Source organism: Mesorhizobium sp. CAU 1741, from assembly GCF_039839275.1.
Classification (GTDB): domain Bacteria; phylum Pseudomonadota; class Alphaproteobacteria; order Rhizobiales; family Rhizobiaceae; genus Aerobium.
On the sequence record NZ_JBDOQP010000003.1, the window covers coordinates 568,340 to 580,432 of the forward strand.

Consider the following 12,093-nt stretch of genomic DNA (forward strand, 5'->3'; position numbering starts at 1 on the left):
ATCATGCCCAGGATCGGAATGGAGCCGATGCGCCGCAAGGCGCTCATCGACGCTGCGATTCTTGCCATCGGCGAGCGCGGCTCGCTGGACGTCACAATGTCGGAGATAGCACGCCGCGCCGGCGTGTCGTCGGCGCTGGCTCACCATTATTTCGGCGCGAAGGAAGACCTGCTGCAGGCGACCATGCGCCATCTGTTGCGCGAGCTGGGTCGCGAGGTGAGCGCCGCATTGCAGAACAGCGCAACGCCGCGCGAACGGGTGGCGGCAGTCATCGCCATCAACTTCTCCGATGTCCAGTTCCGGCCGGAGACGGTCGCCGCGTGGCTGGCCTTCTATGTCGCGGCCCAGCGCTCCCGTCCGATGCGGCGCCTGCTGCGGGTCTATGCCCGCCGCCTGCATTCCAACCTGATGAGCGGCCTCCGCCAACTGCTTCCGGCCAGCGAGGCCGTCCGCACCGCCGAGGGTATCGCCGCGATGATCGATGGGCTCTACATCCGCCGCGCCCTCAAGGAGGGCGCACCCGATCCGGCCAGCGCCATTGCGCTGGTCGATGATTACCTCACTATGAAACTCACCGCCGGGGGGCACACTTCATGACGGCACGGCCGAATATTCTCATCATCATGGCCGATCAGTTGACCGGAACGCTGTTCCCGGATGGTCCGGCCGACTTTCTTCATGCACCGCATCTGAAGGCGCTGGCCGCCCGCTCCGCGCGTTTCGTCAACAACTACACCGCGTCGCCGCTATGCGCTCCCGGCCGCGCCTCGTTCATGAGCGGCATGCTGCCATCGCGCACCGGCGTCTACGACAACGCTGCCGAGTTTCCCTCCTCGATACCGACCTTCGCCCATCATCTGCGCGCATCGGGCTACCAGACATGCCTGTCGGGCAAGATGCATTTCGTCGGACCCGACCAGATGCATGGTTACGAGGAGCGCCTGACGACCGACATCTATCCTGCCGATTTCGGCTGGACCCCCGACTGGCGCAAGCCCGGCGAGCGCATCGACTGGTGGTACCACAATCTCGGGTCGGTCACCGGCGCCGGCGTTGCGGAGATTACCAACCAGCTCGAATATGATGACGAGGTCGCCCACAACGCGGTCCAGAAGCTCTATCAGCTCTCACGCCTGTCGCAGGACGAACAGCGCCAGCCATGGTGCCTGACCGTGTCGTTCACCCATCCACACGACCCGTTCGTCGCGCGGCGGAAATACTGGGACCTCTACGAGGATTGTGACCGCCTCGATCCCGAGATCGGGTTCATCCCCTATGAGAAGCAGGACGCGCATTCGCGCCGGCTCTACGACGCCAGCGACTATGCCTCCTTCGACATCACCGAGGAAAACGTCAGGCGATCCAGGCAAGGCTACTTCGCCAACATCTCCTATGTGGACGACAAGGTCGGCGAGCTGCTTGACGTGCTGACGCGCACCCGCATGCTCGACGATACCATCATCGTGTTCTGTTCAGACCACGGCGAGATGCTCGGCGAGCGCGGCTTGTGGTTCAAGATGAGCTTCTTCGAAGGTTCGGCCCGGGTGCCGCTGATGATCGCCGGGCCGGGCGTCCGGTCCGGGCAGTTTCTCGACCCGACATCCAATCTCGACATCACCCCTACCCTGTGCGACCTCGCCGGCATCGACATGGCTTCGATCAAGCCGTGGACGGATGGACTGTCACTGCTCCCCGTCATGGCGGGCGGCGATCGCTCCGAGCCGGTGATCATGGAGTATGTGGCGGAGGGATCGATTGCGCCACTCGTCGCGATCCGCACCACAACGCATAAGTTCGTCCATTGCCCGGTCGATCCCGCGCAGCTTTTCGACCTGTCGAGCGATCCGCATGAGCGGACCAACCTGGCGAGTGATCCCGCCCATGCGGATCTCGTCGCCAAGTTCCAGGCGCAGGTTCAGGCACGGTGGGACATCGCGCGCTACGACGCCGACGTACGCGAGAGCCAGGCCCGCCGCTGGGTCGTCTACCCCGCACTTCGCAATGGCGCCTATTATCCGTGGGACTTCCAGCCTCTGCAGAAGGCGTCAGAGCGCTACATGCGCAACCACATGGACCTCAATGTGCTCGAGGAGCGCAAGCGTTTCCCAAGGGGCGAGTGATGGCTGCGAGCGAAGCAGACTACGTCATCATCGGCTCCGGATCGGCCGGCGCGGCGATGGCCTATCGCCTGTCGGAGGACGGCAGGCACTCGGTCATCGTGATCGAATTTGGCGGCACCGATATCGGCCCGTTCATCCAGATGCCGGCGGCCCTTTCCTTCCCGATGAACATGAGCCGCTACGACTGGGGCTTCTCCAGCGAGCCCGAGCCACATCTCGGTGGGCGCGTGCTCGCCACCCCGCGCGGCAAGGTTGTCGGGGGTTCCTCCTCGATCAACGGCATGGTCTATGTCCGCGGCCATGCACGCGACTTCGACCACTGGTCGGATGAGGGTGCTGTCGGTTGGGCCTATGCCGACGTCCTGCCCTACTTCAAGCGGATGGAGCATTCCCACGGTGGCGAGGCAGGCTTGCGCGGCACGGATGGCCCATTGCACGTCCAGCGCGGTCCGCGCCGAAATCCGCTCTACGCCGCCTTCGTCGATGCAGGCCGGCAAGCCGGCTTCGAGCTGACCGAAGACTACAATGGCTCGAAGCAGGAAGGCTTCGGAGCGATGGAGCAGACCATCCACAAGGGACGGCGCTGGTCGACCGCCAACGCCTATCTGCGGCCGGCGCTGAAGCGGCAAAACGTGAGTCTCGTCAACGGCTTCGCACGTCGCGTGGTCATCGAGAATCAACGCGCGGTCGGCGTCGAAATCGAAGCTCGTGGACAGATTCAGGTCGTTAAGGCAAAGCGTGAAGTGATTATCGCCGCTTCGTCGCTCAACTCGCCCAAGCTTCTGATGCTGTCCGGCATCGGTCCCGCGCCCCATCTGAGGGAACACGGCATCGACGTGGTTGCCGATCGGCCAGGTGTCGGCGCCAATCTGCAGGACCACATGGAGCTCTATATCCAGCAGGAATCGCTCCAGCCCATCACGCTCTATTCCAAGCTCAATCTTTTCTCGAAGGCGCTGATCGGCGCGCAGTGGCTGTTCTTCAAGAACGGGCTCGGCGCCTCCAACCATTTCGAGGCGGCCGCCTTCCTGCGTTCTGCCGCCGGCGTCGACTACCCCGACATCCAGTATCACTTCATCCCCGTTGCGATCCGCTATGACGGCAAGGCCGCCGCCGAAGCCCATGGCTTCCAGGCGCATGTCGGACCGATGCGGTCGAAGTCCCGCGGCGCAGTCACGCTTCGCTCCTCGGATCCGCGCGAAAAGCCGGTGATCCGTTTCAACTACATGTCGCATCCCGATGATTGGGCCGATTTTCGCCACTGTATCCGGCTGACCAGGGAAATCTTCGGCCAGCAGGCTTTCGATGCCTATCGCGGTCGCGAGATTTCGCCCGGCGACGCCGTCCAGAGCGACGAGCAGCTCGACGCCTTCATTCGCGAGCATGCCGAAAGCGCCTATCATCCCTGCGGCACCTGCCGGATGGGACGTGCCGAGGATCCAATGAGCGTCGTCGATCCGGAGTGCCGCGTGATCGGGGTCGAGGGCCTGCGTGTCGCCGATTCCTCGATCTTCCCGCGCATCACCAATGGCAATCTCAACGCACCATCGATTATGGTGGGCGAGAAGGCATCCGACCATATTCTTGGCCGCCAGCCGCTCAGCCCGTCCAACCAGCAGCCGTGGATCAATCCCCGCTGGGAGACATCCGACCGATAAAGCATGATCCGAAAAGTGGAATCCGGTTTTCGGATGAGATCATGCACCAAGACAGGAGAACGCCCATGCGCGCTCAACCCAAGGCATCGCATTACATCAACGGCAGCTATGTCGACGACGAGCAAGGAAAGCCGCTCGACGTCATCTATCCCGCCACCGGCGAAGTGATCGCCCGCCTGCATGCGGCGACACCGAACATCGTCGAACTGGCTGTCGAGGCGGCGCGCGCCGCGCAGATCGAATGGGCGCGCATGCGTCCTGCCGATCGCGGCCGTATCCTGCGCAAGGCCGCCGAAATCCTGCGCGAGCGCAACGACGAAATCGCGCGCGTCGAGACGCTCGACACCGGCAAGGCCATCCAGGAGACGCTGGTTGCCGATCCCGCCTCTGCCGCCGAGGCGCTGGAGTTCTTCGGCGGCGTCGTGGCCGGCTACTATGGCGATTATATTGACTTCGGCGGTGGCCCCTTCGGCTACACGCGCCGCGAGCCTCTCGGCGTATGCGTTGGCATCGGTGCCTGGAATTATCCGATCCAGGGCGCGGGCTGGAAGTCGGGACCTGCCCTGGCGATGGGCAATGCCATGGTGTTCAAGCCGTCGGAAAACACACCCCTTTCCGCCCTGCTGCTTGCGGAGATTTTCACGGAGGCAGGCCTTCCCGACGGTCTCTTCAACGTTGTGCAGGGTTTTGGCGATGTCGGTGCCGCGCTTGCCGGCCACGCGGTCGTCGCCAAGGTATCGGTGACGGGCTCCGTGCCCACCGGCCGCAAGGTCCTCGCCCTTGCCGGCTCGCAGATGAAGCACGCGACGATGGAGCTTGGCGGCAAGTCGCCGCTCATCATCTTCGACGACGCCGATGTCGAGAACGCCGTTGGCGGCGCGATGCTCGCCAATTTCTATTCCACCGGGCAGGTCTGCTCGAACGGCACGCGCGTCTTCGTCCAGGACGGCATCTACGATCGCTTCCTCGATCGGCTGACAGAACGCACCAAGAAGATAAGGATCGGAGACCCCCTAGATCCCGACACACAGATGGGCCCGCTCATCAACAAGGCTCAGCACGAGAAGGTGACGGACTATATCGACATCGGCAAGAATGAGGGCGCCACTCTGCACTGTGGCGGCGGTGTCCCCAAGCTCCAAGGGTTCGATGGCGGCTTCTTCGTCGAGCCCACGATCTTCACTGACGTGAAGGACGAGATGCGCATCGCACGCGAAGAGATCTTCGGACCCGTGATGAGCGTGCTGTCCTTTTCGAGAGAGGATGAGGTGGTCACGCGCGCCAACGACACCGAGTTCGGCCTGTCGGCGGGCGTGTTCACGCAGAACCTGCCGCGCGCGCACCGCGTGATCGCGGAGATCAAGGCGGGAAGCTGCTGGATCAACCACTACAATCTCGCACCTCCCGAATTGCCTTTCGGTGGTTTCAAGCAATCCGGCGTCGGGCGCGAGAACTCGCTGGCGGCGCTTTCGCACTACTCCCAGCTCAAGGCCGTCTATGTCGAGACGGGCGACGTCGAAAGCCCCTACTGAGGCGACGAATTTCTCATCCGCAGGCGTCGATGGCGCTTGCAGGCTGGCAGGCCGGACGCTATAAGCCCGGCCTGCAGGTCACGGAGTGTAGCGCAGCCTGGTAGCGCACCTCGTTCGGGACGAGGGGGTCGCAGGTTCAAATCCTGCCACTCCGACCAGCATTTCCAAGGGTTCCCGGCCCTTCCACACCTCCCCGAAAACACCTCTCGGACCGAAACCGGACCGATACGCCATGTCAGGCAACAGCACCAATTCAAGATAGAGCATTCGAGCGGCCTGGAACGAGGCGGCGCGCACGACGTTTGACGCGCTGCTGATCCTCACGAACGGCAGCCACGTGACGGGACTGATGGTCACGCCTGGACCACGCCGCGCCCAGAAGACGCCCTCCCCTGAAAGACTGAATCTGGTGGGCCCGGAGGGAGCGCCATAGCCGTTGGAAAATCGGGGCTTTTCGGCCGGTTGCCCAACAGGCTTTCGTGGTCTGTTCCAACGCAGATTGGGCAACCGAAAAGCTTGAAGCAAGGAATTCACCCGTTCGGGCGCAGAGCATCATAGGAACATATTCCGGTCCCATTGTTTGAGAATCGTGAGATTTCCGCTCTTCATACCTGCCTCGATTCGGACTCCACTTTCCGCAGTGGCTCTGATTGAATGCCTGCGGGGACCTTGGGAGGGGCTTTTGAAAACATTCTTGTTCCGCCTTTCGCTGAAGGCGAAGGGGCAGCGCGACGCATTCGAACGCCTTAAGAGCGACGGGAGCGAGTTCTCTCGGGAAGAGTGGCTGCGGGCAGTGTTTTCCAAACAGTTTTCCTTCCGACACAAAGGCAACGAGTTCTTCTTCGTCCCGGAGCCAACAAAAAACTCCGGCCTGCCAGAAAAGATTGTGTCGGGCTGGATTGCGCGTGACAGACAGCAGACGGAGAGAACCCCTCCTTGGGAGGGATTGTCGCCTACCGAGCACAGATCATGGCAGGCCGCCCTGCTTCTCTTGGATCCCAGCGATCATCCTGACGGTCAGAAGCTCGCCTTGGAAAGCAACCCGGATGTCGGTGGCCCAGCGCCTATCTTGGCCTCATTGGCCCAGCACTTCTCGGAAGGTCACTCGGAACCTTATTCCGTCTCTGTGTTCCCGATTATTCAAGCGCGGTCATTCGCTCGATTCGCAGAGGAACATAAGGGAACAATCCAGGTCATCGCATATGACGTGGCGGTTCCCAACATGTTCAACAGCCCGGACGACTTCTCTGAGGAAATGAAGCGTCTACGAGATAAAGGTAACATCGCGCGGGTAAGAACAAGGCTTGAGAGCGACGACGCGATAGACACCGATGCCTCTCAATTGGACGAGATCGCGGAGCACGTCGAGAAGGGAGGAGGGAAAATCACCGCCCGCACAAAGGACGGGAAGCGGTACAGGTCCGATGATCATAAGGTGGCGGAAGAGATCGACACCGCTGGCACGGAACCAGAAACAGCGTCGTACTGGGAGACCATCAAGGGCGCGCTAGATCGGATATTCTGATGAATCGGACCATTGGCTATTGCCTTCTGATGATGTTCGCGACAGCCGCATTTATAGTCGCACTCGTACGACCTGCTTGGATCAGCGATCAGAACACCTTCCTTGCCGACTTCGTAAACCACGAGTTTCTGAACATCCTCGGGGTGATATTGGCAATAACGCTCGCTTCGACCGCAAACATTCATCTGGCCTTCAACCGGATTGAAGAAAGGTATCAGACGCCAGGCGGCCTTACCAAATCTCGCCAAAACCTGACAAAATCAACATACTGGTTGATCGGACTTTTCATCGCCGCCGTTGCCCTCGTCGTGGCAAAACCCGTGGTGTGCCAAGGTGAAACCGCGCAAGGTCTGTTCAACGCGGCTGCTCTGCTTATCCTGCTCTGGCATGTTCTCGTTCTGGTCAGCCTTACCCAATTGGTCTTTCGCATAGAGCCTGACTTTTCCGGTGTGAAGAAGCGAGATGACAGCCAAGACGAGTGAGTTTCATTGCTTCTGCGCCGTCCGTTAAAAATCAAAGGCTTGCAAAAAAGTGGGGCGCGGCAGCGCCCTTTGTTTTGGTTGGCTTTTCGTTGCGACTGTCCCACATATCGCCAGCTGGGAGGGCAGCGAGAGGCAAAGGCGACCGTGCTGACGAAGGATCATCCGTTTAAGATCGAGCAATGGAGGGCGGACGAGTCCGAGAAGGTCGAGGATCTCGCCTCGGCAGCCACGCTCTCGATCATCCTGGGCGCTTGGCATGTGGCGGTGCGCACGACGCCTGACGCGCTGCTGATCCTCAGGAATAGCGGGCACGTGATGGAGAGGATGGTCACCCCCGGCAAGGCACCCGCGCCCGTCACGACAACCGTCGGCAAGACTGAAGCGCCGTTCAGCGCCCAGCTCGACGACTTGCGGTCCTTCCACGTCCTGCGTGCCTTCTGCCCGGCGTGCATGCACAGCAAATACATTGAACCGCAGCCGTTCATAGATCGCTTCGGCCGCAAGGCAGAGCTGGCGGCGATCGAAAAGAAGATGCGCTGCTCGAAATGTGACGGTGATGCCGTGCGGCTCGAGATCCATACGCGGTCCCGATGAGATCTGAAAGATGTAGCCGAACCGCAATCCGAAGGTTGGTGGCGTCAGCTTCGCGCAAAGCTTCTATGCCATTTGGTTACGTTGACATGTTGGCAACTGAATTGCGATATAGCGCATTAACGAAGGCGAGAGGGGAGAAAGTGATGAGTAACGATATGGCCCGTACGCTAAATATCATCGTCTTTAAGGACGAAGGCTTCTATATCGCGTCCGGCGTGGAACTCGACATCGTTGCGCAGGGCTCCACTCCTGAAGAAGCCATGAACCGTCTTGAGCTCGTCCTGAATGCCGAAATGCAGGAAGCTCAATCCGTTGGTCGCGACGTTTTCGATCTCGGCCCCGCACCGGATTCGATCCAGTCTCTTTTTCGAGAAGACGACGTAGTTTCCAAGGACGAACGCCTGGTCGCCTGATTTATGGCGACGCTTGGGCAGTACATGTTTTGGCTGAAGAAGATCGGCGGCGACTGCAAAAGCGGTATCGGCGCCGATCCTGCTCGTGGCATGGTTCCGGTGACAAAACTGGTCGCACCGTCCGGCAAGCATGTAATCCATCCGGGTAACGACCAGATGGAAATTCTGTCGACACACGTGATCGAGCGGTACGACAGGCGACTTGCAGTCGTTTCGCCGTTTCCGTCGGTGCCTCGCGCCTGACGGAAAAAGCCCCGCCAGCTTTCGCCAGCGGGGCATTCGTCTTTTCCGGGGCTGAGGAGGCCCCACCGGCAAGCGGCCGGCACGCATCAGCCCGAGGGCCGATCTCAATTCGCGCGCAGCGCGCGCATGATGCTCTCCCACCAGTAGACAACGAAGCCGACCACGGTGGACGAGATCGCCGCCGAGGCAATGCCGGTGACGAAGAGCGCGCCGATGCCGCGCTGCTTCCATTGCTTCACCTCGTCGGTCACCGTCTTGCTGTCATTCACCTTCGATTCCATGGTGACGACCTTCGTCGACAGATCGCCGACCTCGTCCACCAGATCGTCCATGCGGCGATGGATGACGGCGCGGTGCTTGTCGGAATTCTCGGCGTGCTCGGCGCGGGCCCTGCCCTCCGCCACGATGTCCCGGCGCAGGCTCAATACCTCCGCCCGGAGCGCGCCGATCGCCTCGGAAATGTCGTCGAGTTTTGTCACCGGCAATATCCCGCCCCTATCGTCCCTGCGTTTGAATGGCTTTCACGCTGCCCACGAGCGCGCTGTGGCGTCGCCGGCATTCGCCGAGCGCCGCCCTGTCGGCTCCCCACAGCCGCGCCACCTCGGTGGTGCGCAGGTCACGATCAGGGATCTCGACCAGGTTGGCACACTCCTCCAGCAGCGCCGCAGGCACACGCGCCAGCTCCGGCCGGTCAGCGACCGATCTTGTCGAGCTGCAGGCCGAGCCCGCGAGGAATGGCAGGGCGGCACACACAGCCAGGAGGGTTAGGGTTTGCCTCATCTTCGCTCTCCATGGCGGCGATCGCCGCATCAAACTCTCGGAATTGACGGTCGGCACGGCTCTTGGCCGCGGCATAGTTGCTCTCGATCGCCGCTATCTCGGCTTCGGCCGCGCGGCGCTGTTCGGCCATCTGATCGCGCAAATCGGCCATGTCTCGCTCCCAGACGATCCGCTCGGCCGACTGCCCTTCGCGGAAGCCGCTGAGGTGTTGATATGAGCCCCAAGCCCAGAAGCCGCCGCCGAGCAGCGCCAGAAACACTGCCGTGACCAGCAGCGGCGACAGGCCGAGCGCTCGGGCAATGATCGCGATCATGGTCCCATCCTCCGATCGTCTTCAGGTGGCGCGATATCGGCCGGCCAGTCAGCCGGCGGCTGCACCGCGTCAGGGTCGCGGTAGGGCTTCCCGCTGCGCGTGCGCCAGATCGCCGTCATGTCCTGCACGGTGGCAAATCCGGTATAGCCGAGCACCAGCGCCCCGATCATCACCTGCCAGCCCCATGCGATGGTCTCGTTGACACGCGTGTCCTGCGAATCGACCAGCAGCCAGAGCTGAAAGCATCCCCAGATGGTGACGGCATAGATCGCCAGCCGCCGGTACCGCCACGAGGGTTCGCCGCTCTTGCCGCCGCTCATCAAAGCCTCGCCGCCTGCACATGCATCCAGTCGAAGTTCCGCGCCCGGCCAAGCGACAGCCAGCCTTCCTCTTCCCACGCCTTCCAGAACGGCACGGCGTCGGTATGTGAAAGCCGTGCCTGCGGCGCCTTCCATGAAAGCTGGTTGCGTTCCGGGTCGAAGTCGATCGCGATGCCCCAGGAGTGCATGGAATAGGCCGAGCCACCGCGCATGCGCCGCACGTTGAGCGAGCCGCCGAACAGGTTGAGCCCCAGCGCGGCGCGCTCGGCCGGCGAATAGGTCTCCGCCACGCGCGTCAGCGCACGTAGCGCCGAGGCGGCCACCTTGCGATGCAGCGTCATGCGGCGCAGGCGGGTGCTCTTGTCCCACGCCAGCACCATGTCGAACGGCACGTCGATCTGCACCTGGTCCGTGCCCACCGCGCCGAAGAAGCCCGGCACGCCGGCCTGCCGTGGCCACTGGCTCTGCGTCGGCAGCATGCCCTCGCCCAGGTCACGCGCCCGGTCGGGGATGGCCGCCATCTGCGCCGGCCGTACGGCCGAAGCCGAAGCCCTCAGCGCCTTCACCAGCCTTTCGTCGGCCGTGCCGTCGACAGGCAGCCCGTTTGCCTTCTCGAACGCCCTGATGGCGGCAATGGTGCCAGGCCCGATCACGCCATCGATCGGCCCGGGCGAATAGCCGTGCGCCGTCAGGCGGCTCTGCAGCCACTCTGCAAAACTCATGACATCTCCTTCCCCCGTTTCCGGGTGGCTGGTCGTTTCAGTCTGGGTTGAGGGTCGGGTTAGGCAGCGGCCGCGAAATACGGCTTGGCGGCCAGGTTCGGTGCGACGGCTTCAGCCCACGCCTCGCCATCATCGCTGTAGGCCAGTTGCCCATTGCCGAAATGCACATAGGCGCGATCGTCGTACTCGTAGCCGATGGTCACATCCTCGCCGTCCCATGGCACCGCGACAGGCGTCCAGCCGCCGACACCGGGTGTGCCCGACGAGCCTTCTGAGACGAGCCAGTCGTCGTCGGATCCTGCATACCAGTGATCGAGGGCGAAGAATGCCTTGTTGACCGTGCTGGTCTCGGTCAGCCCAGCATCTGCCCAGGTCGCGAGATTGCCAGCGGCGGCATAAGCCGAGCGCTGCAGCGGCGCGGATGGAGCGGAAATGGCAAGCACGATGTTGCCCTGCGCGAATGCGGTGATGTTGCGATCAGCCACGAAGGCGCCGCGGTCGGTGAATGTGCCGGATGGCGTCGATGCTGTCTTGAAGCGCTGGCCAGTCGAGGCGTTCACACGGCCGACGACGGTGATGCCACCAGATGTCGCGGCAAGCCCGCGAGCGACGTCGACAGGGCCGAACCCGCCATCGTACCCGATCAGGTCATCGCGCCCCGACCAGCTTGTGCCATTGCTGGAATAGACAAACTCGCCGGTCGGCTTCAGTGCGACGATGTAGTCGTCATTGGCAGCGGCAAAGCGATACTCGCGCAGGCTCGCGGCCGTGCTCGGGCCGTCGCTCCCGTAAGGCACCGTGACCAGATCCCACGTCCGCCCGTCCGTCGTGCGAAAGATCGCGCCGGTGTTTGCCGTCGAGCTGGTCCAGATCGCGCCATGGGCATACCAGGCCCCATCGAACCGAACGATGCCGAAGCATTCGAACGCGCCCGGCCCGCCATTGCTTGTGGTGTATGCGGCCAGATCGCCCTTGATGAGCGCCTCATGCCAGATCAGGCCATTGCCGGCGATGCGATAGTGCAGGTTCGACGTCTTGTGCGCGCCTGCCGTCACTACATCGACCGCCATGGCGACATGGTTGATCGCGCCCTTGAAAACCGCGTTCCAGCCAAGGAATGGATTGGGACCGAGCAGGTTCACGATGCCATGTTCCCTGCGAATGACAGTTCGATCTTGCTCCCGGCAGTGCGCACAAAATAGGCGATCTTCGTGACAGCATTCGCCGCCGTGGGCCAGTCCGGTTGATCGCCGCACCAGACGAAGTTACTGCCCCAGTTCGTGATCGTGCGCCCGCCCGTGCCGTCCTGCGCCACGTTCAGGAATCCGCTCTTGCCGGCGATCTGATTTGTCGGGTTGGCGAGCGTCCGGCCGGCGGCGCCGATCGTCACG

General features: G+C 62.4%; 16 protein-coding genes and 1 tRNA gene. 10 read left to right on the forward strand and 7 right to left on the reverse strand.

Annotated elements, in window-relative coordinates; all coding sequences use genetic code 11:
- Positions 1-3 precede the first annotated feature (3 nt).
- The 10 genes from betI (at position 4) to AAFN84_RS16500 (ending at position 8,567) form a co-directional block, all read left to right on the forward strand.
- Positions 4-597, forward strand: a complete 594-nt coding sequence (betI, locus tag AAFN84_RS16455) for a transcriptional regulator BetI (RefSeq protein ID WP_347515687.1) — start codon at positions 4-6, stop codon at positions 595-597.
- Positions 594-2,120 (forward strand): choline-sulfatase, encoded by a 1,527-nt coding sequence (gene betC / locus AAFN84_RS16460; protein WP_347515689.1) that lies wholly within the window; start codon positions 594-596, stop codon positions 2,118-2,120. The genes betI and betC overlap by 4 nt, the downstream gene beginning before the upstream one ends.
- Positions 2,120-3,778 (forward strand): choline dehydrogenase, encoded by a 1,659-nt coding sequence (gene betA, locus AAFN84_RS16465; RefSeq protein WP_347515690.1) that lies wholly within the window; start codon positions 2,120-2,122, stop codon positions 3,776-3,778. The genes betC and betA overlap by 1 nt, the downstream gene beginning before the upstream one ends.
- Before the next feature lie 65 nt (positions 3,779-3,843).
- Positions 3,844-5,310, forward strand: a complete 1,467-nt coding sequence (gene betB, locus AAFN84_RS16470) for a betaine-aldehyde dehydrogenase (protein WP_347515691.1) — start codon at positions 3,844-3,846, stop codon at positions 5,308-5,310.
- Positions 5,311-5,391: 81 nt separating this feature from the next.
- Positions 5,392-5,468 (forward strand) — tRNA-Pro (locus AAFN84_RS16475).
- A 524-nt stretch (positions 5,469-5,992) separates the two neighbouring features.
- The gene (locus AAFN84_RS16480) at positions 5,993-6,835 is read left to right on the forward strand and encodes a hypothetical protein (protein WP_347515692.1); all 843 of its coding nucleotides are present in this window, start codon (positions 5,993-5,995) and stop codon (positions 6,833-6,835) included.
- A complete protein-coding gene (locus AAFN84_RS16485) occupies positions 6,835-7,317 on the forward strand; it encodes a hypothetical protein (RefSeq protein ID WP_347515693.1) in 483 nt (160 codons plus the stop codon). Before AAFN84_RS16480 ends, AAFN84_RS16485 begins: the two co-directional genes overlap by 1 nt.
- A gap of 6 nt (positions 7,318-7,323) precedes the next feature.
- On the forward strand, positions 7,324-7,911 hold the full coding sequence (locus AAFN84_RS16490) for a hypothetical protein (RefSeq protein WP_347515694.1): 588 nt from the start codon (positions 7,324-7,326) through the stop codon (positions 7,909-7,911).
- Positions 7,912-8,054: 143 nt separating this feature from the next.
- Entirely contained in the window at positions 8,055-8,324 is a 270-nt protein-coding gene (locus tag AAFN84_RS16495; protein WP_347515695.1) for a hypothetical protein, read from the forward strand.
- Between the two features lie 24 nt (positions 8,325-8,348).
- Positions 8,349-8,567, forward strand: a complete 219-nt coding sequence (locus AAFN84_RS16500) for a hypothetical protein (protein ID WP_347515696.1) — start codon at positions 8,349-8,351, stop codon at positions 8,565-8,567.
- A gap of 104 nt (positions 8,568-8,671) precedes the next feature.
- Here AAFN84_RS16500 and AAFN84_RS16505 read toward each other — a convergent pair whose 3' ends face one another.
- The 7 genes from AAFN84_RS16505 to AAFN84_RS16535 form a co-directional block, all read right to left on the reverse strand.
- Positions 8,672-9,046 (reverse strand): DUF1515 family protein, encoded by a 375-nt coding sequence (locus tag AAFN84_RS16505; RefSeq protein ID WP_347515697.1) that lies wholly within the window; start codon positions 9,044-9,046, stop codon positions 8,672-8,674.
- A gap of 16 nt (positions 9,047-9,062) precedes the next feature.
- Positions 9,063-9,239 (reverse strand): hypothetical protein, encoded by a 177-nt coding sequence (locus AAFN84_RS16510; protein WP_347515698.1) that lies wholly within the window; start codon positions 9,237-9,239, stop codon positions 9,063-9,065.
- 19 nt (positions 9,240-9,258) lie between these two features.
- Positions 9,259-9,660: a hypothetical protein gene (locus AAFN84_RS16515; RefSeq protein WP_347515699.1), complete on the reverse strand. Its 402-nt coding sequence runs from the start codon at positions 9,658-9,660 to the stop codon at positions 9,259-9,261.
- On the reverse strand, positions 9,657-9,980 hold the full coding sequence (locus AAFN84_RS16520) for a hypothetical protein (RefSeq protein ID WP_347515700.1): 324 nt from the start codon (positions 9,978-9,980) through the stop codon (positions 9,657-9,659). The genes AAFN84_RS16515 and AAFN84_RS16520 overlap by 4 nt, the downstream gene beginning before the upstream one ends.
- Positions 9,980-10,702: a M15 family metallopeptidase gene (locus AAFN84_RS16525; RefSeq protein ID WP_347515701.1), complete on the reverse strand. Its 723-nt coding sequence runs from the start codon at positions 10,700-10,702 to the stop codon at positions 9,980-9,982. Before AAFN84_RS16525 ends, AAFN84_RS16520 begins: the two co-directional genes overlap by 1 nt.
- 59 nt (positions 10,703-10,761) lie before the next feature.
- The gene (locus AAFN84_RS16530) at positions 10,762-11,844 is read right to left on the reverse strand and encodes a hypothetical protein (protein WP_347515702.1); all 1,083 of its coding nucleotides are present in this window, start codon (positions 11,842-11,844) and stop codon (positions 10,762-10,764) included.
- Positions 11,841-12,093: hypothetical protein (locus tag AAFN84_RS16535; protein ID WP_347515703.1), on the reverse strand; the 253-nt coding region annotated here is incomplete at its 5' end. The genes AAFN84_RS16535 and AAFN84_RS16530, both read right to left, overlap by 4 nt.